This window comes from Mycobacterium sp. E3298, from assembly GCF_001666895.1.
In the GTDB taxonomy this organism is placed as follows: Bacteria; Actinomycetota; Actinomycetes; order Mycobacteriales; family Mycobacteriaceae; genus Mycobacterium.
Map to the genome: position 1 here is coordinate 1 of NZ_LZJB01000122.1, position 23,786 is coordinate 23,786.

Below are 23,786 nucleotides of genomic sequence, written 5' to 3' on the forward strand. Positions count from 1 at the left end.
CGCCGCCGGCGTCCTCGGCAGCACTGGCGTACAGCAGCGGCCGCGGAAACCCGCGAAGCGACTCCGCAACGGCCACCAAGGTTTGGGCATCGTGTTCGAGGATGCCACGGGCATAGGCGGACACCGCCGCGAACAGCGGCAGCGCGGGCCGTTCACGTTCCAGCACTTCGGTGGCCTGCAGAACCCGCGCGCGCAAGCCGGCGTCACCGGCGGCCGAGGCCACCTTCGCACCCAGGATCAACCGGACCAACGCATGGGGAAAAAACGGCGTCGCCAGCAGGATGACGTCGCCGAGCCAGCGCATTGCGTCATGAACATCGTCCCGCTGCCACGCCGCGCGCGCGAGCACATACGCCGACCCTCGACGTATGCCGGCGGAGCCCGTGGAGTGGGCGGCACGGGCGTCATTTACCATCTGCTGCAGCAAGTTTCGGTCATCGGTGTGTGCCGCCACCTCGGCGAGGATCACCATGCGAAGTACGTCGTGCTCGGTTGCCCCCGTCGGCTGGGGCGGCGGAAGGCGCTCCGTCGCATCGCGAGCGGCTGACAGCCGGCCCGCGGCGAGGTGGACAAGCCCGCTAAAGACGGCCCACATGGCGAGAGCCATCGCGTTGCCTTCCCGGCGGGCTTGCTCTGTTCCGTCGGCGATGCGGGCCGTCGCGTCGTCCAACCGGCCGACGACTGCCAGGAGGTTTGCGTTGTACATTCCGGCATACGCATGCGCCAACGCTGTTTCATTCGTGTAAGCAAGCGGGCGGAGCTCTTCGAAACGGCGTAGCGCGCGGGACGCGTACCCCTCACCAGCATCGAGCAAAGCGTGGGTGAGGCCGGCCATGATCGTGGCCTCGATATCACCGGTGACTTTCGCGGCTGCGGCCGCCTCGTCGGCGGCCGCGCGCCGTTGGCCGCCTTCGTCGAATATCAGGTTGTACGCCAGCCAGGCCAGGTGCCGGACCCGGGTGACCTCGCTGATGCCGCTCAACTCAAGCGCTCGTCGATTCTCTTCCACCCGCCGCTGGTCGGTGTGCTTGGTGTGCACCGGGAGCCGAAGACGGATCTCGGCCTCTACTTCCGGCGATGCCGCCTCCGCGAGCGCCGAGTCGGCCAATTCTTCGGCCTCGCCGTAGCGGCTGGCCCGGTTGAGCCATCCCACCGTTTCCGCGACCAGCGATCCATATTCGGTGTCGCCGGCGGGCAGTAGTTGCAGTGCGCGCTTGCTCAAGTCCGCGGCCGCGCTGGCATCGCCGCGGCCAACCGCTTGCGCGGCCTGGCGCAGTGCGTCAATCGCCTCTCGGTCTCCCGGCTCGGCGCTGCGCGCCAGCTGGGTAGCCACCTCGGCCGGGGCGGCCCCCAGGCCAAGCATGGCCGATGCCGACTGACGCTCCATCGCGCGCCGCAAGGACTGCGGCAACGACTGCCGGGTGGCCTCGCGCAGCAGGTCGTGCCGAAACCTGAGGCGCTCACCGTCTTCGACCAATAAATCCGAGCGCACCGCCTCCTCCAGCGCCGAGAGCAACGATGTCGGTGGCCGGTCTAGCATCGCTGCCAAGAGCTCGGCCGAGAACCGGTCCGGCAGGACCGCCGCCACCCGCACCACCTCCGACGCACTACCGGAGAGCAGATCCAGTCGCTGCTGCATGCCGACTCCCAGACGGCGAGGCAGCCCGTGCCCGGTGGCCACCGCCCGGCCGCCCCTGACGTTCAGTCGGTTCTCCTCATCCAGGCCGCCGACAAGCTCGCTGACCAAGAACGGGTTCCCATGCGCCTTGGCGGCCAGATTCAGCAGTGACACATCGGCTTCCGCACGCACTGCGTCTCGGACCATGTCGGCGACCGCATCAGGTGTCATGGCCCCCACTCGCAGAAATGTGGCATCCGCGCGTTGCAGCACCGACAACGTCTCTTGCACCGCAAAGCCGCCCGCCCCGGTGCGGGCAGTCAATATCCACAACACCGCCGCATCCGGCCGCGCGGTGGCGAGCGACCGGAGCGCCAACAGCGTCCCGTTGTCGGCCCAGTGGATGTCCTCCAACAGAATCGCCAGCGGGGTGCGAGCGGCCGCGGCATGAATCGCGTCGGCCAAATCGTGCACCACCCAATACCGCAGATCGGCCGAGCCACCTAGCTGGCGCAACGCCTCTGCGTCTCCGACCGGGGGATCGGCGTTGAGGGTGGCCATGAACAGCGAGAAAAACGGCACCGTTTGCTGGTATTCGAACGCCTCCCCGAACAGCGCGCGCACGCCGCACTTCTCGGCCAGCACTAACACCTCGGTCAGCAACCGACTCTTTCCGATGCCGGGTGGCCCTTCGATGACCAGCACGCCGCCGCGGCCCTGCGCCACCGCGGTAACCAGTGCGCCGATCTTTTTCAGCTCGTCCGCCCGTCCTCGAATCGGAGGTGTGACCAGGCGTTGGCCGCCGGTGTCGGATAGGCCGGCTGGAGGCCCCATCGGGTGTCCTGTCTAGCGTTTGATTACCGGACTGCCATTGCAGTGCACGTCATTGTAGGCCGTGCACGGCATCAACGAGATTTGCTGTCGATCAATCGGCGCTGCGGATGCGCTGGCTCAGTTGGGCTCGGGAAGTGATCCCGAGCTTGGCAAAGGCATTGTGCACGTGTGTCTTCACGGTGTGCGGGGAGAGATGCAATTGCTGCGCGACTGAGCGGTTGGTCGCGCCCTGTGCGATGAGGTTGATGACCCTGAGTTCGGAATCGGTGAGGCTGTCCCAGCCCGTTGCCGCCCTCGGGTGCGTGACGATGCGGCGCTCCACCCCTAGTCGGCGCAACATCCGGCCGACCCGGCGGGCATCGGCAACCGCTTCGCACGCGACGTAAGTGTCGAAAGCCGCGTTCAGGTGGTCGATGGCCTCAAGGTCGCGCTCTGCGCGAATCAGCTCGGCGCCGGCATCCTCGGCAGCGCCGGCGTAGAGAAGCGGCCGCGCCGACGAGTGAAGCAACTCCGCGGCAGCCACCAATGCTGTGGCGTCACGCCCGAGTATGCCGCGGGCATATCCGGCAACCCCTGAAAACAGCGGGACCGCGGGCTGCTCGCACTCCAGCACCTCGGTGGCCTGCAGGACCCGTGCGCGCAAGCCGGCGTCACCGGCGGCCGAGGCCACCCGCGCACTCAAGATCAGCCGATCGAAGGCATAGACCTGTAGTGGTGTTCCGAGCAGGGCGATGTCGCCACCGAGCCAGCGCACCGCTTCATGGACGTCGTCGCGCTGCCAGGCCGCCAGCGCGAGCACATACGCCGCTCCTCGACGGATCGCAGGTGAGCCGGTGGAGTAAGCTTTTTGTGCGTCATTGGCCATCTGCTGCAACACGTTTCGGTCATCCGTGTGCACACCCACCGAGGCCATCACCACGATGCGGAGCAGGTCCGGCTCGCTCACGCCCGTCGGCTGTGGGGGCGGCAGGGACTCAGCCGCATCGCGAGCGGCCGACAGCCGGCCCGCAGCGAGGTGAACGATCGCACCAATGACAGTCCACATATTGAGGACCATCGCGTTGCCTTCGCGGCGGGCCTGCCCAATGCCGTCGGCAATCCGGCCCGCCGCGTCGTCCAACCGCCCGAACACTGCCAGCAGGATGGCGTAGTACATCGCCGCATAGTGATGCGCCAAGGCCGCATCATTCGTGTAGCCGAGCGAATGAAGCTGTTCGAGGCGGCCTAGAGCGCGGACCCTGTGCCCCTCGCCAATGTCGAGCAAAGCGAGGGTGACCTCGGCCATGATTGTGGCCTCGAGATCACCGGTGGCCGTCGCGGCGGCGGCAGCCTCGTCGGCTGCGGCGCGCTGTTGCCCTCTCTTGTCCTGCAACACAAGGTTGTAGGCCAGCCACGCCAAATGCCGTGTACGGGTGGGCTCGCTGATGTCGCCCAACTCGAGCGCTCTGCGATTTTCCTCCGCCCGCCGTTGGGTGCTGTGTTTGGTGTGCGCCGGGAGCCGGAGGCGGATCTCGGCCTCAACTTCGGGCGAGACCGCCTCCGAGAGCGCCACGACGGCCATTTCTTCGGCCTCGCCGTGGCGGCCGGCCCGGTTGAGCCACTCCACCGTTTCCGCGACCAGGGATCCACGCTCAGCGTCTTCGGCCGGCAACAGCTCCAGCGCGCGCTTGGTCAAGTCCGCGGCCGCGCTCGCGTCGCTGCGGCCAACCGATTGCGCGGCTTGCCGTAATGCCTCGATCGCCTCCCGATCTCCGGGTTCGGCGCATCGTGCCAGCTGGGTGGCCACCTCGATTGGGGCCGCACCGATACTCAGCATGACCGACGCCGACTGGCGTTCCATCGCCCGCCGCAGCGACTGCGGCAATGACTGGCGAGTGGCCTCGCGCAACAAGTCGTGCCGAAACCTCAGCTGCTCACCGTCTTCGACGAATAGATCCGCGCGGACCGCCTCCTCCAGCGCCGAGAGCAATGAGACCGGCTGACGGCCCAGCATCGCGGCCAGCAAGCCTGCCGAAAACCGGTCCGGCAGCACTCCGGCGACCCGCACCACCTCCGAAGCACTGTCCGAGAGCAAGTCGAGTCGCTGCTGCATACCCACGCCCAGCCGTCGCGGCAGCGCATTTCCGGTGGCCATTACTCGCCCGCCGCTTGCGTCCAGCCGATCTTCCTCGGCCAGGCCCTGCACAAGCTCGCTGACCAGGAACGGATTTCCGTGCGCCTTGGCAGCCAGATTCAATAGGGACTCATCCGCCGGCGCCCGCACCGCGTCGCAGACCATTTCGGCGACCGAGTCCGGCGCCATGGCCCCCAATCGCAGAAATGTGGCATTCGCGCGTTGCAGCACTGACAGCGTTTCTTGCACCGCCGGCCCGCCGGCGCCGGTCCGGGCGGTAAGCACCCACAGCACCGCGGCATCGGGCCGCGTAGCGGCCAGCGACCGCAACGCCAGCAAGGTCGCGTTATCGGCCCAGTGCACGTCCTCGAGAACGATCGCCAACGGTTTTCGGGATGCGGCGGCGTATATGGCGGCCTGCAGGTCGCGCACCACCCAGTAGCTGAGATCGGCCGACGTTCCCAGGCGGCGCAACGCCTCCGCATCACCGACAGGAGGATCCGCACGCAGGGTCGCCATGAACAGTGAGAAGAATGGCACCGCCTGCTGGTACTCGAAAGCCTCGCCGAACAGCGCCCGAACACCGGCCTTGTCGGCCAGCGCCAAAACCTCGGTCAACAATCGGCTCTTCCCGATGCCCGGCGGCCCCTCGATCACCAGTACGCCGCCGCGCCCCTGAGTGACCGCGGCGATCAGCTCGGCGATCTCCTTCAGCTCGTCCGCCCGCCCCCGAATCGGCGGTATGCGGAGCTTCCTCGATGGCCTTGCGATGCTCACGCGAACCGGCGCCCCCCGACGTGCAGTAGGCGGGCTGTAGGCCTCTCAGTCGTGTCGTCCACAGATTCTCGCAACCGCTAGCGCTGGTAGTTAGTGTATGCGAGTAGCCAGGACACCGATCGGGCCGTACGTGCCCACCCTCGATGCTGGGCGCTCAGCGACGCCGACACCCACGCGAATCCGCACCGCGAATGGCGATTTGCCCAGCGTGCGCGTTCGGGGAGCCTAGTCATTTCCTCACCCGGGTGATTGACGCCGCGGGGTGAAGACAGCTCACCCGCAGGGCGCCCAAGCTTGACTCCGGCAGGACCTACGCCCCAATGGCCGGGCGAATGCCAGACACGCAGCACGCCCCAGCAGTAGGTGATTCGGGAAAGGACTAAGCGATGTGCGCTGAGTCAGCCGGCAACAACATCGGATTGGGCGGCGGACCCGGGTCGGCGACCTACACCTCGGCATGAGGCAAATCCTGCGGTTCGCCAGCGTGCTCCTGACATCGTGGGGGATCGGACTACTGGTTGCGGCGTGGATTGTTCCCGGAGTCGTGGTCTCGATACCGGGATATGTCGTCGGAGTGCTGGCGTTCACCATAATGCAAGCAAGCCTGTCCTTTTCGATCATGCAGATGTCACGCGAGTACGCGTCATTGCTGCTTGGAGGCGCGGGCTTGGCATTGACGGTCGTCGCGTTGACCCTCGCTTCGCAATTGACGCACGGGCTCACCATCGATGGCGCGCCATCCTGGCTGGCGACGACGGTGGTGGTGTGGCTCGTGACAACCATTGGGGCGATTGCGCTGCCCGAGCTGCGCAACCGGGCCGGGGCAGGGTCGACCTGAATCGCGCATCGAAGCGGTCGCACGCCCCGGGTCGCATAGACGTCGGGCATTTCGTGCGGGTCCGCCATGGATGGATTGTTGGTCACCGGCGAGACGACGAAGGGGAGTGCTAATGGGAGACACGCATGATGATCCGACGGATCACTGCCGCACCACGCAACCCCACGCGGGTATCGCCGTGAAGGACAACTTCTTCTGGCCGGGTTTGGTTCTGCTGGCCGTGGCCACGTGCGGGCTGATCAGCTCGGCAGCAGAAGCCGCCTATGGGCGCTACGAATGGCTCTGCACCTCGGTGCTCGTTGCCGTTCTCGCCACCGTCGCCGCGACGCTGTGGCTCACCATAGAGCTTCGTCGCGTCACGCGCATCGATGCGCGGTGGGACGCTGCGCACACAGGGAGTCGTAGACCTCCGCCCATACGCTGATCACCACTTGCGAGCATCCCGGCGACATTGACGGGCAGGGCGTCCTATCCGCCGTCATTGTGTCATGTTGCGCAACAACACAAATAGCTCGTCCCTGTCTTGGGTCAAGAAGTTCGCGTGTGCTCGTGACATGAGCAGCACTCATCAAATCGCCCGGGTGAATGAGCCGACCGGGTGATGACCACTCGTCCCGGGTCGATAAATGCTCGCATGACAGATCGCGAGCGGACGTACGTGGAATCGGCCAAATGCCGACCCCAAGGGCCGCATCAGCGAGCAGCGGGTCGCGATGACGGGACGCGCTGCTGCGTGATCGCGCGGAACTCCATAGCCACGAATTGGAGAAGACCAGATGAAGCGCCGCCCATCCCAACGATCACCTGCCGAATACGGCCCGGGTACCGGCCGGTCATCGCGGCTGCTGCAACGAATCTGGGACGCCGCCGCCCTTGCCCGACGGTGGGCGCACCGGAACGGAGATGACGCGGTGGACGCCGCCCTCGGAATCGAGCAGCAGCTGAACACGTTGCGGCCCATTTGTACTGCCCAGGGGCTGTCGAGCGGCGAAACATGCGGCGCGCCCGCCGTAGCGGTCGCCGAGATACATGCTGTCGACGGATGTGACCAAGCGGGGCTAAACACGGACGGCGACCTCGTTGAGGTGCTGTGTGAGGTCTGCTTGGAGATGGTCCGATGGGCGATGGCGACCTACGTGGACGACAAACGAGAGATGGCTTCCCGACGAGGCGCCAGCCCGGTGTGTGCGACCTGCGGACGTCCCACTGGATACCTGCGCAGCATCCTCGCTGTGCGTCCGATCGGGGCGGAGTGGCTGGCGTTGTGAATCGCCTACGCAACGCTTTCCTGTTCGTTGCTGTGGTCTCCGGTGACTACGCCGTTCTCACGTTGATCGACGGTCAGCCAATCGATTTCGGTGTCACCGCCGCGGGCTGCGCGGGAGCCGTGGCCATGGCGAGGTTGATCGCCCTCGCCGACAGCCGGCGCCGCCGAGCGGTGGCGCGAGGACGCACGGCCGGCTGGCTGCACCGTGGCTAGCGGCTCAGGAGTGGCGCCGACAGGCATGGCCCGTCATGCCGGGGCACACACAACAACGTGCACGACCAGATTCGCTGAGTGCCGGGCGCGCCAGGAATCGGCTCCGGCCCGTGCTTCAGGTCCGGCCGTTGGCAGCCGTTCACAGACGCCGGCCATGGCGTCTCCGCGCTCACCCGGGTGAATCGGCCCGCCGGGTGATGACGACTCACCCCCCGTCAGTGAAGCCTTAGTCAGGAGCTGACGAGCGGAGGCTAAGTGCAGTCGACGATGTATCGGATCTGCATTCGAGGCCGCCTGACGGAGCGCCTCGGGTCCGCTTTAGAAGGGATGCGCCTCCAGTCCGGTGTGCACGAAAGCATGTTCACAGGTGAAATCCGCGACCAATCACAGCTTTACGGGCTTCTCGACCGGGTCCGTGATCTCGGCCTTGAGCTCGTCAGCGTACAGCCCGAGCCCGGGGCTTCCCCGACAACCAAAACCCGTACCGGCAAGCGCGTCACTGGCAACACGATCTTGCGTGTAGCGGAAGACGAAAAAGGGAGGCAGCCAAGATGTTTCTGAAAGCAGCACTTGCCGCGCTGACAATCGCGACGACGCTCGCACCCGGGGCCCAGGCCGAGCCGAATCCGGAGAACTTGGATCAAAAACCGGTTGTCCGAACAGTTTTCAACCAACCTACCAATGTCCCGGGCAAATCACTGCAAGCAGTGACCGTCAGCTACCCGCCCGGAGCCAAAAGCGGAGCGCACCACCACGCGAAATCGGCGTTCATCATGGCCTACGTCATCTCCGGGGCGATCCGCAGCCAAGTCGAGGGCGAGCCTGCTCGCGTCTATCACGCCGGTGAGACGTGGCGTGAAGCTCCCGGCGCGCACCACACCATCAGTGAAAACGCCAGTGCCACCGAACCCGCCGAATTGCTAGCAGTTTTCCTGTTAGACACCGGAGACGGACCGCTCACGACCGACGACAACGCAGAATGAGCTTGCCGGGGCGAACCGCCATGAAACCGTTTGGAATGATCCGCTCTTGGCCAATCATGCCCATACATGATCCGATTCGCATTGTCCGAATCGCGCTACGCTTTTCGCTGGCAACGGCCTTCCTGTCGGCCGTAGCCGATCGATTCGGTTGGTGGAAGCCGTTCGGGCAGGGTAGCTGGGGGAGCATGGGCCCCTTCGCCGACTACACCCACCAACTTGTTCCGTTTGCTTCTGGTCGTTTACTGACCGTCATTGTGTGGGCTGCCACCGTAACCGAGGCGACGCTGGGACTCTTGCTCCTGACCGGGTGGCGACCGAAGCTTGTCGGTGCAGCGACTTCTTTGGTACTCACCATATTTGGCATCGCGATGGCTGCATCGCTCGGCGTGGAAGCGCCGCTTAGCTACAGTGTCTTCTCCGCGGCCAGCGCCGCAGCGGCTTACGCGGTCCTCGGCACGTTGAGCCGGTTTGGGAGTGCGTGCCCCGACGCGAACCACCTCCGTCAGACGGGCGAATCAGCGAAACGCGACCGGACGTACCCATCTTCGGAAATGAGGCGAGATGAAGGCTAGTAAGCAATTTGACGTGATCGTCATAGGCGGCGGGGTGGGCGGTGTGGCCGCCGTGCGGAAGCTGGCTTCGGTTGGCCTTTCGGTAGCCCTCGTCGAGGATCGCCTCGTCGGCGGCGAGTGTCATTACTGGGGCTGCAACCCGAGCAAAACCCTACTTCGCCCAATCGAGGTGTTCAACCTCGCGAAGTCGGTTCCTGGTGTGCGAGAAGCTTTCTCGGGAACGAAATTAGATCTTACGGCCGTCTTCGCGAAACGAGACGAACTCATCGAGCACCTCTCGGACCAAGAGCGGACGGCATCATTGCAGCAAGCTGGTGTAGCAGTGTTTCACGGGTTCGGCCGGTTGAGCGGCGAACGAACGGTGCGCGTGGCCTACGCCCTCGGAGATACCACCGAAGTCGTCTTGACTGCACGCCACGCGGTCGTGCTGGCCACTGGCACGCGTCCCTACGTGCCGGGGATACCTGGTCTGGCGCAAGTGCGTGCGTGGACCAATCGGGAGTTGACGACCATGACACGGGTGCCACCACGCGCTCTGGTGGTGGGTGGCGGCCCCGTCGCCGTCGAGTTCGCGACCATCCTGAGCGGGTTGGGGTCATCGGTAACGCTTGTGGTGCGCGAGGACACGCTGCTGTGCAACTGCGAACCCGAAGCTCGCGATCTGGTCGCGCAGTCACTGCGCAGCAGTGGCGTCAACATTCATTTGGAGACACAGTTGTCGGCGGTGGCCCGACCCGTGGCGGGCGGACCCGTCACCGCGACTTTCAACGGCCGCACCATCGAGATAGACGAGGTCGTCCTGGCCGCCGGACGACGCAACAACACCGACGGCATCGGACTGGAAACCATCGGCCTGACGGGCGGCGAAGGCGTTTGCGTCAACGACCATCTCCAGGCGGTCGGTGTCACGGGCGACTGGCTATACGCTCTCGGAGATACCACTGGGCGTGCGCGGTTGTCTCACATCTCCACCTACCACGGACGTCTCGTGGCCGAAATCATCGTCGCGCGGGCCGCGGGACGGGAGCTGGCCGACAACGAATTGGCCGCCCGTGATGCCGGCAGCCTGGCGCAGGTTATCCACACTGACCCTCAGGTCGCCTGGGTGGGCCGCACCGAAGGTCAAGCCCGGGCAGAAGGGTTCGCGGTACGGACGCGAACGGCCCGCTACCCCGGCGCCGTGTCATTCCTCGCCTTATACCGTGATGGCTTTCAAGGCTGGGCGAAACTGGTCATCAACGACGAGACCAACACACTGCTCGGAGCGACATTTGTCGGCCCACAATTCTCCGAACTGGTTCAAGCGGCCACGCTTGCCGTCGTCGCGAAAATCCCGGTCACTCTCCTGCGCCATGCGGTCGCGCCGCATCCGACGGTCAATCAGGTTTGGGATCCGCTACTCGCGGAAGAGTCGGAACTTTCGGCGTTGCTGAGCACCGCGGCGCAGAAAGCGCAGAAAACCGCTTAGGCGCATCAACCCGTCGATCTCGGTGTTCGAGAGGAACCACGATGACCTACAACTGGCCGGTCGTCTGACCGTGACCATGCTGGTAGCGGGGGTCCGCACCCCCGGCGGCAATGTGGAGACGTTCGAAGTGGCCGACCCGCGACCTTTGGCGTCCGACGAGGTTCTGATCGCAACTCGTGGAGCCGGGGTTGGGAACTGGGACAACATCGTTCGCTACGGCGGTTGGGACGTCGGCAGGCCTCCCCCGCTGGCGCTCGGCGTCGAGGCCGCCGGCGTCATCGAGGCCGTCGGTGACAATCGCCAGAACGGATTCAGCGTGGGCGATGCAGTGCTGTGTCACCCCGTGCCGCTGCGCGATCAAGGCACTTGGGCGCCGCTTCTGATCGCGCCGGTGGGCTCGCTCGCCCGCAAACCGCGCGAGATTCCGTGGGGGACCGCAGCGATCTTTCCGGTGCCGGCGTTGACCGCCGACCAGGTGGTCGGCGAGGCATTGGGCCTGCACCGCGGAGAAACGTTGCTCGTTCATGGCGCGGGCGGAATCACCGGCGGCCTCATCGTCCAACTGGCGGCCATGCGCGGGGTCGACGTGCTCGCCACCGCCGGCCCGAGCAGCGCCGACCGAGTCCGACGGCATGGCGCCCGCGAAGTGCTCGATTATCGCGATCCGCTGTGGCCACAGCACGCGAAGGCGTTGGCGAAGGACTCGATCGACGCCGTCGCCAACGCCGCCCCCGGCGGTGCTGCTGCGGCGATGACCGCGCTTGCCGGCGGCGGCCGGCTGGCGACCATCACCCCCGACCTACCCGCATCGACCCGCGGGATCGACGTGACGGCGGTTTACGTCCGCTCGGATGGGCCCCAACTCGACCGCCTCACCGCGCTTCTCGCGTCGGGCAGGTTGACCATGCCCACCCCGCGGTCTTGCGGCCTGGATCAGGCCGCCGCCGCCTTGGCGCATGTTGTGGCGGGCCACGAGCCCAGCGGAGTCGTCCTCACGACAGACAACCCCGGAAGCTAACCGAAAATCGCACAGCAACAAGGAGTCTCGAGATGACAACTATTACCCCGATCCTCACCGGAGTGGCGGCACACATCGGACACTACGCCGACGCCATCGCGGTATCCGGCGGGACACAGATCTTCGTTTCCGGAACACCAGGGGTGCGTGAAGACGGCACACTGCCCGAGGACTTCACCGACGAGGCCCGGCAGTGCTGGATCAATGTGGAAAACGCGCTCGGCAAGGCCGGCGCCAAGCTCACCGACATCGTCTACATGCGCCAATGGGTCACCAGCCGTGCGTATGCGTCCGCCTACCTGGCGGTGAGCAAGGAGATCATCCGCCATCAACCCGCCGCCATGTTCAGCATCATCGACGGGCTGGTGTGGCCCAACATCCGCGTGGAAGTCGAAGTCACCGCCATCCTGCCGGCATGACCGATTACCCCGTCGTCGAGTTGTCGATCGACGAGTTGCTGACCACGACCCGCTCGGTGCGCAGACGCCTCGATCTGACCAAACCCGTGCCCATCGGGCTGATCCGGGAATGCCTGGAGATCGCGGTGCAGGCACCGACGTCGGCCAACGTGCAGAACTGGAGTTTCATCGTCGTCACCGACGAAAGACAGCGACGCGCGATCGCCGACGTGTATCGGCGCACATGGGAGCTGATCGTCGCTTCGCCTTTCGCGGTCGCCGATCGATTCAAGGACGACCCCGTGCGCAACCGCGAGCAGCGCAAGGTGTCCGACAGCGCGGCGTATCTCGCCGAGCACATCGGCGAGGTCCCTGTTTTGATGATCCCGTGCGTCGAGGTCATCGACGGTGACGGCGTGCTGACGGCCGAAAACGCCAACCAGTATTGGAGTTCGATCATGCCCGCCACGTGGAGCTACATGCTCGCCGCGCGGTCCCGGGGCTTGGGAACGACGTGGACCGGGGTGACCATCATGGCCGACGGCGACATGCGGGCGATTCTCGGACTACCCGACAACGTCTACCACGCGACGACTGTTCCCACCGCGTACTACACCGGCACCACATTCCGGCGCGCCAAACGGATACCGCTCGACGATGTGCTGCATTTCGACCGGTGGTGAGCACAGCACCGGAACCAAGCCGCGGGACTACCGCCCGTTCGGAAGCGAAATTCCAAGGAGGACAATATGGAAGGCGACTGCGGCGGTCGAAGCCCCGGCAACCCCCGAAGCTCCAAGCGATCCGTCGATTCCGGTGACGTCGGCGACATCGAGGTCGAGGCGACCATTCCCGTCAACGAACTTCTCGCGCAAACCAACCGGCACAAGGGGATCACCAGGAGCGACATCGATGCGTTGGCGCAGCTGAAGAGTCTGAGAAAGGCGCTCTGAAACCGCCGATGACCCTCGCAAGCAAGGGATCTGGCGCACCGCCATCGTCACCCGCGGGACGGCCCCGGCGGTGAGCTTGCGCGACGCGGCGCCGACCAGCCGCGCGATGGTGGTCGCGGTGATGGTGTCAATGGTCGCGTTCCTCGACTCCACCGTCATCAACCTGGCGTTGCCCGCCACCGAGCGTGACCTCGGCGGCGGCCTAGCGCTGCAGCAATGGGTCATCGACGGCTACCTGCTGGCGATGGCGACCGTGATTCTTCCCGCCGGGTCCATCTCGGATCTGTTCGGACGCGTTCCGGTAATGCGGTTTGGGCTGATGACTTTCGGGGCGGGCTCGGTTCTGGCGGCGGTTGCCAATTCACCGGGGATGCTTATCGCCGGGCGCGTCGTCCAGGGCCTGGGTGCGGCGTTCCTCGTGCCGGGCTCACTGGCGCTGATCAATACGGTGTTCGATAAGGCGCACCAGTCCGCTGCGATCGGTGTCTGGACCGGGTGGACCGGAACCGCCTTCGCGTTGGGCCCCCTGCTGGGTGGATTATGCGTCGATTTGCTTGGCTGGCGCTGGATTTTCGTGTTGTCGGCGATCCCCATCGCGGCCGGGTTTGCGCTGACATTCTGGCTGTGCCCGATGTCTCGACGGGTCGCAGGCGCACGCGTCGATGTCGCGGGGGTGGGCCTATCGGCGGTCGGGCTGGCCGGGACCGTGTATGCGTTGATCGGATCGCAACACGACGGCTGGACCGAACCGCGGGCCATCGCGCCGCTGGTGATTGGGGTGGCCGCGCTGGCAGCCTTCGTAAGCTGGCAGCGCCGCAGCAGGAATCCGATGGTTCCGTTGCCGCTGTTCACCTTTCGTAATTTCGGCGCCGCCAATCTCGTCACCGCATTCATCTATGCCGGGTTGACGCTGGCTTCGCTGGCCATCGCCCTCTACACCCAAGAAATCGGCGGCTACTCAGCAACCGCGGCCGGATTGACCACCCTGCCGATTCCGGCGCTGTCGTTGGTGTTCGCCCGCCATGTCGGCCGGATTGCCGCACGGGTGGGCCCGCGCATATTCCTGATCGGCGGGCCCGCCTTGGCGGGCATCGGGCTGCTGCTGATCCGTCCGAAAGCCCATGATTTCCATGCGATCACCGACGTAATTCCGGGAATAACCGTGCTGGCCATCGGGCTGGTTGCGACTGTCACGCCACTGACATCGCTGACGCTGGCATCGGTGCCGTCAGAGCACAGCGGTCTGGCGTCGGCGATCAACAACGCCGTCTCGCGGCTGGGCGCGCTGATGTCGATTGGGTCCATGGGGCTGATCAGCGTTGGCGCGGCGAGCGCCACCGGATTCGCCCACGTGTTTCAGGTGAGCGCAGCGCTATTCACCATCGGCGCGTTGTGCGCAGCCGTGTTGATCACCAATCCGCCCGACGGATGCCAGCCCGTGCCGGGCGCGATTGCCGCACTGTGCCGCGACCGGCCCGGTGTGCAACCGGCCCTGGCCAGCAGCGCTTCGGCCGCAACCGATCCATCGTCTCCGCGCTAACCGTGCACCGCTCGGTCGCCAGACGTCTGGGCGCGAATTCGTCTTGATGGCAGGTCTGTTCACCCGGGTGAATGCACGTTTCGGGTGATGACAGCTCCTCAAGGCGCTCCAAGGATGCAATTTGGGACCAAGCCCGTCTCGACGACGCCGCCGTCGAGCTGACACCGCACGGAGAGGGAACAGAAGATGCACCATGCCGAGCAACCGGCCGAAGATTTGGCGATCCTCGCGCAGCTCAACAACGACTACGTCCACTCCGACCAGTTCAACGACGTCCGGCGCTTCCGCGAATTCCTTGCTGAAGACTTCATCGTGCAGACGCCGGGCGTAACCCGAAACCGCGAAGAGTTCCTCGAATACATCGCTGAGCCGCGTCCCTTCAAGGATCTCGCTGTCCACGACGTCAACATCCGCATCCTCAGTGACGTCGCTCTGATCCACGCGCGCGCCACCTACACCATGCTCGCCGATGGCGCGGAGCAGGAAGCTCTGTACACGGACACATATCAAAAGCGTGATGGCACCTGGGTCTGTGTCGCGGCCTGCGCGATCGCCCCGGGCGCTTAACACCACCCGGGATCGATCCGAACAGATCGAAGAGGTCAGTTCAGCCTGCGATTGGATCCACCATGCCGACCGGAATCGTGTTGTTCCCCAATCCTCAAGCAATCAACGTCGTCGATGACGTGGTGGCGCAGGCCGGCCGTGCGCGTTCGCTCGGCGTCCGGCAGGTCTGGCTGGGCCAGCAATTCGATCTTGATGCGATTGCCCTCGCCGCGTTGGTGGGTGCGGCCGTACCGGGGCTCGGGGTCGGTACGGCGGTGGTGCCGATCAACCCGCGTCATCCACTGATCGTCGCGTCGCTGGCGCAGACGGCGCAGGCCGCATCGCACGGCGCCTTTAGTCTTGGTCTCGGGTTGGGTGCGCACGAGCCGGAGCGACAGGCCTTCCGGACGTCGTGGCCCAACACGATCACACGCCTTCGTGAGCACCTGACGGTGCTGAAGTCCATCTTCGACACCGGCGCGGTGGACTTCAGCGGCAACGAGATCAGCGCGCATCCTGGATGGCCGGTGCGGGTCGCCGGGGGCACGCCCATTCCGGTGTATGTGGCAGCGATGGGCCCGAAGGCGTTGCGGGTCGCCGGCGAGCTGGCCGACGGCACTCTGACATATCTCGCCGGTCCGCGGACAATCGCAGAGTTCATCGAACCGGCCATCGCGAAGTCAGCCGCCGCCGCTGGACGGCCGAAACCCAGGATCATCGCGCAGGTGCCAACACTGGTGTCCGACAACGTCAATTCAGCAAGGAATTTCGCGGCCCACCAATTAAGCTTCTACGAGACCATTCCGTCTTATCGGAAGGTGATCGCCCGCGAAGGTGTTCGCGATGCGGCAGACCTCGCAGTGGTGGGTTCAGCGAAAACACTCAGGCGTCAGCTTCGGAGTTATCTGGATGCGGGTGCGACCGATGTGGTGCTGAGCGGACTGGGCTGGGCGGACGCTCCGGTGGCCGAAGAGCTATGGGCTGTCGCGGCCTCGTTGTGACCGACCAGCGGCGGCGAAATCTCTGGCGAGTGTCTCCGGAGCCGCAATGATCAACCCAGGCCGGGAAACGAAACAAACTCGTGCACAGAAAGTTTCAGCCAGCCGGAGCTTTCCAAAGCATGATTCGCCCTTAGCGTCGCGCAGTCTCACCCGGGTGAACAGGTGGTGGGGGTGATGACAGCTCACCTCGCTCGACAGCAGTCTCGGTACGACCAGTCCGGTGGAACGCGTTACAGCCGACGTCACCACGAAGCGGTCCAGCACAGCCGCAACGAGAACCAGGAAGGCGCACATGCATTTTGAGGGCAAGAAGGTTGTTGTCATCGGCGGCAGTGCCGGCATGGGTCGGCAGGTTGCGATCGACATCGTCGATCATGGCGGGAGCGCGGTGATCGTGGGTCTGTCGAAGAACCGCGTCGACGAAACCGTCGCCGAGCTGAGCCGGCGTGGCCATGCTTGGGGTATCTCCGCCGAGCTGACGGATCGCGACGCGGTCGCCGATGTGCAGCGGATGCTTTCTGAGGAGCACGGCCAGGCGACACTGTTGGTCAACGCGGCCGGATTCTTCATCCCCAAGCCGTTTCTCGAGTACGAAGCGCAGGACTACGACTCGTACATGGACCTCAATTACGCCCTGTTCTTCCTGACCCAGACCGTTGTCGCGGGCATGATCGCCCGCGGTGAGGGCGGGGCCATTGTCAACATCGGCAGCATGTGGGCGCATCAGGCGATCGGTGTGACCCCGTCGTGCGGGCACTCCATGCAAAAAGCCGGCCTCCATGCGCTGACCCATAACCTGGCCATCGAGCTTGCCGGGCACAAGATTCGGGTGAACGCCGTGGCACCGGCCGCCGTCAAAACCCCGGCACTCGAGCGCTGGGTACCCAAGGACGAGATCGATTCGACGCTAGACACTTTCGCGCCCTTTCACCCTTTGGGGCGAGTCGGCACACCAGCCGACGTGGCCAATGCCGTGACATATCTGCTGTCGGATCAGGCCAGCTGGGTCACCGGCGCGATTCTCAATGTCGATGGCGGCGTCATGGCCGGCCGCAATTAGACAGAAAGCCTCAAAGGAGAGATTGCAGTGACAATAAACATCTTCAGGCCCGGCGGGCCGCCGGCCAAGTCTGTCGGGCGCACCGAAGGCAAGTCCGTCTTCAATGGGACCGTAGGTGTGCGCCACATCCTGGATAGATTTGGGGCTGACGGTCGCTTCTCCGTCCTCGAGCATCCCATGTCACCCCGGGCGCTGGCCGCACCCCTTCATCGCCACCACAACGAAGATGAATACAGCTGGATCATCGAGGGGCGCGTGGGCGCCTTGCTCGGCGATGAGGTGCTCTACGGCGGACCCGGCGACTTCATCTTCAAGCCGCGAGGCCAATGGCATACGTTCTGGAACGCGGGCGACGAGCCTGCCCGCATCCTCGAGATCATTTCCCCCGCGGGATTCGAGCAGTTTTTCGACGAGCTTGCTGATCTCGGCGGTATCGCGACGATATCGCCCGAAGTCCTGGATGAGCTCTGTGCGCGCTACGAACTCGAGATGGATGTCGACAGCGTCGCCGAACTCTGCAAACGCTTCGACTTGAAATTCCCAGGTGAACCTCTTTGAGGACGCGGCGGGTTCGCAAATCGCGTGCGTAGGGCGCGCTCGGGCTGAGACCCGCGTGGAGGCGAGGAATATGATCAGCGACGGTGACTACGACGACACCCGGCCCGATGGCACATTAGGGCCCAGCGAGTCGTTGGACTCCGACGAAGTACGCAATGACGATGGCGACATCGTGGTCGATGCGCCGTTGCGCTGGATCTCTGCCGACGAGCACCTCACGCTGGACGAGCGTCTGGCCGCTGAGGAGCCGGAACTTGGCTACCCGGACGGCCTTCCGCTGCGCGCCGGGCGGCACCACGGTCAGATCAGTGGCAGCCCAAACGACGGCATGTCGTTCTACACGGTGGCGCGCGAAGAGTTCGATGCGGACGCTGAGTGACCGGGCACACGGGGTCCTCACCCGGGTGAAGAGGTGGCCGGGGTGATGACAGATCACCCCGTTCGGCCACAGGCTGAATGGACCGAGACGGATGGCCGGTCTGCTTGCAGGGCGCCTCGGCGAACGAACGTCATCCGGTGGAACGTCGATCGCAGGACCCACGTCCCCGATGCCGGCAAGCGTCTCCGATCGTCCCGGCGGGGCTCGATCACCGGCCAGACTACAACGCTGAAAGGTTCATCATGAAGATCGTAGTCATCGGCGGGCGTGGCCTCATTGGCTCGAAAGTGGTGGCCAAGCTTGGCGCCCAGGGACATGACGTGATCGCCGCTTCACGCCGATCCGGTGTCGACTCGCTCACCGGCGAAGGCCTAGCAGTCGCCGTCACCGGCGCGGATGTCCTTGTCGACGTTGCTGATTCACCAATTTTCGACGACGAGCCTGTGATGCACTTCTTCACGACCGCGACCAAGAACCTTCTTTCTGCCGAGCGGGAAGCGGGAGTCAAACACCATGTCGCGTTGTCCGTCGTCGGATCGCAGAGCATGCCGGACAGCGGCTACAACACCGCCAAAGCGGCTCAGGAGGAGCTGATCAAGGATTCGGGCCGGCCGTACTCGATTGTGCGCGCGACGCCGTTCTACGAGTTCGCGATTGGCTTGGCCGATTCCGCGACAGACGGGGAGATTGTGAGATTGCCACCCGCATCGTTCCGCCCCATCGCCGCCGACGATGTCGCCACCGCCGTGGCTCGCGCGGCGATCGGACCTCCCATCAACGGCGTCGTGGAGATCGCGGGACCCGAAGCAATGGGCATGGACGACTTCGTTCGCGCGGGCCTCGCCGCCAACGGCGATCGACGCCGGGTCGTGACCGATCCCCAGGCTCCGTATTTCGGTGCGGTGATCGACGATCACAGCCTCGCGCCCGACGAGAACGCGACGATCTTCACGACTCGATACTCCGACTGGATCGAAGCACGCCCCGCCAGGACGGGATGACGAATGTCGTTGGAAACGTCCGAGTCCGCACCCGAGTCAACCGTCCAGGTGCTTCAGGAAGTGCGATTACCGTCCATTCCCGACGATGCCCATGTCGTGACCGTTCTCATCACCCATCCGCCGGGCGCCTCTGGGTACCCGCCGCACCGCCTTCCCGGGGGCCCCGGATTCGGTTACATGATCGGCGGTGAGATGTTGTTCGAGCTCGAGGGTGAAGCGCCACGCGTGCTCCGTGCTGGAGAGGCTTTTTGGGGGCGCGGCGGCGGCGTGATCCACTATCGGGACGCCAACAACCGCACCGATATTCCTTGTAGCTATGTCCTCACCCTGCTGTGCGCGCCCGGGAAACCGATGCGCGAATGGGTGACCGACGGCGAGCTCACGGCGCGAAAACACCTGCGTGTGACGGGCTGATTGGTCGCAGGCCCAGGCGGGCCCGGTGCCGCCACCGCGCCCGCCTGGTAGGAGCGGTTAGCTCAGCCGGCCTGGGCCGGACCTACTTGGGCTTGCCGCACCTGCCGTCGGTGGCCTGCCGCACGTTGATGCTGGTCGCCTGCAGCGTGCCGTTGTCCATCGTCCCGCGCGCCCATAGGCACTTGCCCTGTGTGATCGCGTCGGTGGTGGCGGTCGTCTGCTTGCTGTACTTGGTCTTGTCGTCGACCGTCACCGCGGTCTGCGTGGTGTTGCCGCTGGGGTCGGTGCCGCCGACGTTGATGGTGTTGCCCGACACGGAGGCCACCGAGCCACGGACCGGGCCGGGCTTCGGGGCCGGCGCCGGCGAGCCCGGGGGCGGCGGGGTGGTCGAGCTCGGGGCCGAACCCTGCCCCGCCGGCTTGGCCGGGCACGCGCCGTTGACGGAGGGGCTGATCTTCACCGCCGCCGCGGTGACCGGCTGCCCGGGCTGAGCTTCCTGGGTGGGCCGCACGGTGACGCAGCTGCCCGCGGTGACATCGGTCAGCGCGGCCGGGACGGTTTCGGTGACCTTGGTGGTGGAGGTGAAGTTCACCGCAGCGGTCGAGTTGTCCTCCTTCGTGACCTGAATGGAGTTGCCCGCCACCGACGCGATCAGACCGCTGACCCGCGCCTCGCCGGTCGCCGGGGCCGGCGATGTGGTCGTGGAGGTCACCACCGAGGTGGACGTCGACGTCGAGGTCGGCGGGCTAGATTGGTTGGACGAACTGCACGCGGCGACCGACAGCGCGGCGGCAGCGACAGCCGCCAAACGGGTGAGCCGAGGCGCTGGACAGCTGGCAGACATCAACGTATCTCCAATCGTGGTGGGACCCAACGGAATGGGTATTACCAGTTGGAGCTGTGGCTAACCTGTGCGTAATCCGCGCCGCGGTCAGAACGCTTGCTCGGGGATGCGCATGATTTCGCCGTCGATGGACTCGATGACTTTGCGCAGCGACGTGAGCTTAGGCAGCATGTTCTTGGCGAAAAAGGCCGACGTCGCCACCTTGCCCCGATAAAACGCGGCGTCGTTCCCGTCCGCGCCCGCCAGCGCGGCGTGCGCGATCCCGGCCTGCACCAGCAGTCGCCAGCCGATGAGCAGGTCGCCGACCGCGAGCAGGTACCGCACCGATCCGAGCCCGACTTTGTAGATCTCGGTGGGATGTTGCGCGGCGGACATCAGGTACCCGGTCAACGCGCCCGTCATCGACATGACCTCGTCGAGCGCCGTCTGCAGCAACTCGGCCTGCGGTTTGAGCTGCTCGTCGTCGCACGCATCGATCGTCGCGCTGATCTGGGCCGTGACGAACTGCAGGGCCTCGCCGCGGTCGCGAACGATCTTGCGGAAGAAGAAGTCCAGCGCCTGGATGGCCGTCGTGCCCTCGTAGAGCGAATCGATCTTGGAGTCGCGGATGTACTGCTCGAGCGGGTAGTCCTGCAGGAAGCCCGAACCGCCCAGCGTCTGCAGCGACTCGGTCAGGATCTCATAGGCGCGTTCCGAGCTCACGCCCTTGACGATCGGCAGGAGCAGGTCGTCCACGCGGTGTGCCATCTGGTGGTCCGCGCCCGAAACATGTTGGGCGACAGAATCATCCTGGTGCGCGGCGGCGTACATGTACAGGGCCCGCAAACCCTCGGCGTAGGCCTTCTGCGTCATCAGGCTGCGACGCACGTCGGGGTGGTGCATGATGGTCACCCGCGGCGCGGTCTTGTCCGACATCTGCGTCAGGTCCGCGCCCTGCACCCGTTCCTTGGCGAACGCCAGCGCGTTCAGGTAGCCCGTGGACAGGGTGCCGGCGGCCTTCACACCGATCGTCATGCGCGCGTGCTCGATCACGGTGAACATCTGCGCGATCCCGTTGTGCACGTCCCCGACCAGGTAGCCGACCGCGGGCAGATCCGTTGCGCCGAAAGTCAATTCACACGTGGGGGAGGACTTGATCCCCATCTTGTGCTCCAGCCCGGTGACGAAAACGCCGTTGCGCGGGCCGAGTTCGAACGTTTCGGGGTCGAAAAGGTACTCGGGCACGTAGAACAGGCTCAGTCCCTTGGTGCCCGGCCCGGCGCCCTCCGGGCGGGCGAGCACCAGGTGGAAGATGTTGTCGGCGGTGTTGCCCACGTCGCCGCCCGAGATGAATCGCTTGACGCCCTCGATGTGCCAGGTGCCGTCCGGCTGCGCGATGGCCTTGGCGCGGCCGGCCCCGACGTCGGAGCCCGCGTCGGGTTCGGTGAGGACCATGGTGGCCGCCCAGCCGCGCTCCACACCCTCGGCCGCCCAGCGCCGCTGCTCTTCGTTGCCCTCGACGAACAGTGCCTGGGCCATCAACGGGCCGAGGCTGAAGAAGTTCGCGGACGGGTTGGCGCAGATGATCATTTCGTTGACGCCCCACGCCAGCGGCGGCGGCGCGGCCATGCCCCCGATCTCCTCGTCCAGCATCAGCCGCCACCAGCCGGCCTCCTTGATCGCCTGCACCGTTTTGGCCAGTTCGGGCGCCACGCTGATGGTGTGGGTGGCCGGGTCGAAGACCGGCGGGTTGCGGTCGGCGAAGGCGAAGGACTCGGCCACCGGGCCTTCGGCCAGGCGGGCGGCCTCGTCGAGGATCGTCCGCACTGTTTCCGCGTCGAGGTCGCCGTAGCGTCCGGTCCCCAGCACGGCGCCCACGTCGAGCACTTCGAACAAGTTGAACTCGAGATCACGGACGTTAGCGATGTAGTGGCCCAACGCGATTCCCTCACTGGTCCCTTGACGCGGCGGATCGTCCGCTCAGTGTCTCCGACGTGGGAAAACGTACGCAACCGTAACCTACGACCGGCCGCCCGCGGGTTACGCGACGGTTGCGGCGGGGAAAAAGCGTCCGCGCGCCCGGGCGATCGCCGCCGGCTTCCCCGCCCGGGAACACCACGTCGAGCCCCCGCGTTACAGCAAACGTGACAACACTCGATCTCACCGCTGAGAAGTTCAACGAAACCATCGAGGGCAACGACATCGTGCTCGTCGATTTCTGGGCGTCCTGGTGTGGTCCATGCCGCCAGTTCGGGCCCACTTTCCAGGCGTCCGCCGAGAAGCACCCCGACATCGTGCACGCCAAGGTCGACACCGAGGCCGAACAACAGCTGGCCGCGGCCGCCCAGATCCGCTCCATCCCCACGCTGATGGCGTTCAAGAAGGGCAAACTGCTGTTCAACCAGGCCGGGGTGCTACCGCCGGCGGCCCTTGAGGACCTGGTGCAGCAAATCCGGGCCTTCGACGTCGACGCGGCCCAGGCCGGCCAGGCCGAATAAGGCCGGCCGCCGCGGCGCGCGCGGGGCGGCCCCTGGCAACGCGCTAGGTTGCTTGGGTGAGTTTGGTACTGGTAGAGCACCCGCGACCCGGTGTCGCGCTGATAACCCTCAATCGGCCCGAGCGGATGAACTCCATGGCGTTCGACGTCATGGTGCCACTCAAGGAGGCCCTGGAGAAGGTCACCTACGACAATTCGGTGCGCGTGGTCGTGCTGACCGGGGCGGGCCGGGGCTTCTCCTCGGGCGCCGACCACAAGTCCGCGGGCTCGGTGCCGCACGTCGAGGGGCTGACCCGCCCGACCTACGCGCTGCGCTCCATGGAGGTCCTCGACGAGGTCATCCTGGGGCTGCGGCGCCTGCACCAGCCGGTGATCGCCGCGGTCAACGGCGCGGCGATCGGCGGTGGGCTGTGCCTGGCGCTGGCCGCCGACATCCGGGTCGCCTCGACCGGCGCGTACTTCCGCGCGGCCGGCATCAACAACGGCCTGACCGCTAGCGAGCTGGGCCTTTCCTATCTGCTGCCCCGGGCCATCGGCGCGTCGCGGGCGTTCGAAATCATGCTGACCGGCCGCGACGTCACCGCCGAGGAGGCCGAGCGCATCGGCCTGGTGTCGTGCCAGGTGCCCGACGAGCAGCTGCTGGACACCTGTTACGCCATCGCCGCGCGCATCGCGGCGTTCTCGCGGCCGGGAATCGAGTTGACCAAGCGCACACTGTGGAGTGGACTGGACGCCGGTAGCCTGGAGGGGCACATGCAAGCCGAAGGCTTGGGTCAACTGTTCGTTCGTCTGCTCACCGCCAACTTCGAAGAAGCGGTTGCCGCGCGCGCGGAGAAGAGGCCGCCGGTGTTCACCGACGACAAATAGCGGCGGAGCAAAAAGGGAGAAGATGTGATCACGGCCACGGACCTCGAG

26 protein-coding genes are annotated in these 23,786 nt (G+C 65.6%); 22 read left to right on the forward strand and 4 right to left on the reverse strand.

What is annotated here, in order from left to right:
- Together A9X05_RS05490 and A9X05_RS05495 are read right to left on the reverse strand one after the other, a co-directional pair.
- The coding region (locus A9X05_RS05490) for an AAA family ATPase (RefSeq protein WP_067779813.1) at positions 1–2,452 on the reverse strand (2,452 nt) is incomplete at its 3' end.
- A 91-nt stretch (positions 2,453–2,543) separates the two neighbouring features.
- Positions 2,544–5,342, reverse strand: coding sequence for a LuxR family transcriptional regulator (locus A9X05_RS05495; RefSeq protein ID WP_067779815.1), 2,799 nt, complete (start codon positions 5,340–5,342; stop codon positions 2,544–2,546).
- A gap of 574 nt (positions 5,343–5,916) precedes the next feature.
- Here A9X05_RS05495 and A9X05_RS05500 point away from each other — a divergent pair.
- The 20 genes from A9X05_RS05500 (at position 5,917) to A9X05_RS05590 (ending at position 19,551) form a co-directional block, all read left to right on the forward strand.
- Positions 5,917–6,180 (forward strand): hypothetical protein, encoded by a 264-nt coding sequence (locus A9X05_RS05500; protein ID WP_368664917.1) that lies wholly within the window; start codon positions 5,917–5,919, stop codon positions 6,178–6,180.
- Between the two features lie 112 nt (positions 6,181–6,292).
- Entirely contained in the window at positions 6,293–6,604 is a 312-nt protein-coding gene (usfY, locus tag A9X05_RS05505; protein ID WP_067275576.1) for a protein UsfY, read from the forward strand.
- Positions 6,605–6,956: 352 nt separating this feature from the next.
- Entirely contained in the window at positions 6,957–7,448 is a 492-nt protein-coding gene (locus A9X05_RS05510) for a phosphoenolpyruvate carboxylase (RefSeq protein ID WP_067779821.1), read from the forward strand.
- Positions 7,445–7,660 (forward strand): hypothetical protein, encoded by a 216-nt coding sequence (locus A9X05_RS05515; RefSeq protein ID WP_156736494.1) that lies wholly within the window; start codon positions 7,445–7,447, stop codon positions 7,658–7,660. Before A9X05_RS05510 ends, A9X05_RS05515 begins: the two co-directional genes overlap by 4 nt.
- Positions 7,661–7,915: 255 nt before the next feature.
- Positions 7,916–8,221, forward strand: coding sequence for a hypothetical protein (locus A9X05_RS29425; RefSeq protein ID WP_231978256.1), 306 nt, complete (start codon positions 7,916–7,918; stop codon positions 8,219–8,221).
- Positions 8,212–8,643, forward strand: a complete 432-nt coding sequence (locus A9X05_RS05520; RefSeq protein ID WP_067779827.1) for a cupin domain-containing protein — start codon at positions 8,212–8,214, stop codon at positions 8,641–8,643. The genes A9X05_RS29425 and A9X05_RS05520 overlap by 10 nt, the downstream gene beginning before the upstream one ends.
- A gap of 56 nt (positions 8,644–8,699) precedes the next feature.
- A complete protein-coding gene (locus A9X05_RS31950) occupies positions 8,700–9,215 on the forward strand; it encodes a hypothetical protein (RefSeq protein WP_231978260.1) in 516 nt (171 codons plus the stop codon).
- On the forward strand, positions 9,205–10,683 hold the full coding sequence (locus tag A9X05_RS05530; RefSeq protein WP_067275567.1) for an NAD(P)/FAD-dependent oxidoreductase: 1,479 nt from the start codon (positions 9,205–9,207) through the stop codon (positions 10,681–10,683). The genes A9X05_RS31950 and A9X05_RS05530 overlap by 11 nt, the downstream gene beginning before the upstream one ends.
- A 76-nt stretch (positions 10,684–10,759) precedes the next feature.
- Complete coding sequence (locus A9X05_RS05535) at positions 10,760–11,701, forward strand: NADP-dependent oxidoreductase (RefSeq protein WP_231978262.1); 942 nt, start codon at positions 10,760–10,762, stop codon at positions 11,699–11,701.
- 32 nt (positions 11,702–11,733) lie between these two features.
- Positions 11,734–12,120 carry a Rid family hydrolase gene (locus A9X05_RS05540; RefSeq protein WP_067309132.1) on the forward strand — a complete coding sequence of 129 codons (387 nt, stop codon included), beginning with the start codon at positions 11,734–11,736 and terminating at the stop codon, positions 12,118–12,120.
- Positions 12,117–12,782 (forward strand): nitroreductase family protein, encoded by a 666-nt coding sequence (locus tag A9X05_RS05545; RefSeq protein WP_067309135.1) that lies wholly within the window; start codon positions 12,117–12,119, stop codon positions 12,780–12,782. Before A9X05_RS05540 ends, A9X05_RS05545 begins: the two co-directional genes overlap by 4 nt.
- 66 nt (positions 12,783–12,848) lie before the next feature.
- Positions 12,849–13,052 (forward strand): hypothetical protein, encoded by a 204-nt coding sequence (locus tag A9X05_RS05550; protein WP_067779830.1) that lies wholly within the window; start codon positions 12,849–12,851, stop codon positions 13,050–13,052.
- Between the two features lie 70 nt (positions 13,053–13,122).
- Entirely contained in the window at positions 13,123–14,592 is a 1,470-nt protein-coding gene (locus A9X05_RS05555) for an MFS transporter (protein WP_156736496.1), read from the forward strand.
- A gap of 186 nt (positions 14,593–14,778) precedes the next feature.
- Positions 14,779–15,159: a nuclear transport factor 2 family protein gene (locus tag A9X05_RS05560; RefSeq protein WP_067275559.1), complete on the forward strand. Its 381-nt coding sequence runs from the start codon at positions 14,779–14,781 to the stop codon at positions 15,157–15,159.
- 62 nt (positions 15,160–15,221) lie between these two features.
- Positions 15,222–16,139: an LLM class F420-dependent oxidoreductase gene (locus tag A9X05_RS05565; RefSeq protein WP_067779833.1), complete on the forward strand. Its 918-nt coding sequence runs from the start codon at positions 15,222–15,224 to the stop codon at positions 16,137–16,139.
- A gap of 292 nt (positions 16,140–16,431) precedes the next feature.
- Complete coding sequence (locus A9X05_RS05570) at positions 16,432–17,199, forward strand: SDR family NAD(P)-dependent oxidoreductase (RefSeq protein WP_067309149.1); 768 nt, start codon at positions 16,432–16,434, stop codon at positions 17,197–17,199.
- 27 nt (positions 17,200–17,226) lie between these two features.
- Entirely contained in the window at positions 17,227–17,757 is a 531-nt protein-coding gene (locus A9X05_RS05575; protein WP_231965196.1) for a cupin domain-containing protein, read from the forward strand.
- A 70-nt stretch (positions 17,758–17,827) separates the two neighbouring features.
- On the forward strand, positions 17,828–18,136 hold the full coding sequence (locus A9X05_RS05580) for a hypothetical protein (RefSeq protein ID WP_067779848.1): 309 nt from the start codon (positions 17,828–17,830) through the stop codon (positions 18,134–18,136).
- A gap of 242 nt (positions 18,137–18,378) precedes the next feature.
- Positions 18,379–19,137 (forward strand): SDR family oxidoreductase, encoded by a 759-nt coding sequence (locus A9X05_RS05585; protein WP_067275546.1) that lies wholly within the window; start codon positions 18,379–18,381, stop codon positions 19,135–19,137.
- Positions 19,138–19,140: 3 nt separating this feature from the next.
- The gene (locus A9X05_RS05590; protein ID WP_067779835.1) at positions 19,141–19,551 is read left to right on the forward strand and encodes a cupin; all 411 of its coding nucleotides are present in this window, start codon (positions 19,141–19,143) and stop codon (positions 19,549–19,551) included.
- Between the two features lie 82 nt (positions 19,552–19,633).
- Here the strand turns inward: A9X05_RS05590 and A9X05_RS05595 are convergent, their stop codons facing one another.
- Both A9X05_RS05595 and A9X05_RS05605 read right to left on the reverse strand, forming a co-directional pair.
- A complete protein-coding gene (locus A9X05_RS05595) occupies positions 19,634–20,359 on the reverse strand; it encodes a DUF5666 domain-containing protein (protein ID WP_231978258.1) in 726 nt (241 codons plus the stop codon).
- A 123-nt stretch (positions 20,360–20,482) separates the two neighbouring features.
- Positions 20,483–22,312, reverse strand: coding sequence for an acyl-CoA dehydrogenase (locus tag A9X05_RS05605; protein ID WP_067779838.1), 1,830 nt, complete (start codon positions 22,310–22,312; stop codon positions 20,483–20,485).
- Between the two features lie 206 nt (positions 22,313–22,518).
- On the opposite strand from A9X05_RS05605, the gene trxA reads away from it, so the two are divergent.
- Entirely contained in the window at positions 22,519–22,872 is a 354-nt protein-coding gene (trxA, locus tag A9X05_RS05610) for a thioredoxin (protein ID WP_055404991.1), read from the forward strand.
- Positions 22,873–22,928: 56 nt separating this feature from the next.
- Positions 22,929–23,738, forward strand: coding sequence for an enoyl-CoA hydratase (locus tag A9X05_RS05615; protein ID WP_067779841.1), 810 nt, complete (start codon positions 22,929–22,931; stop codon positions 23,736–23,738).
- The last annotated feature ends 48 nt before the right edge of the window (positions 23,739–23,786 follow it).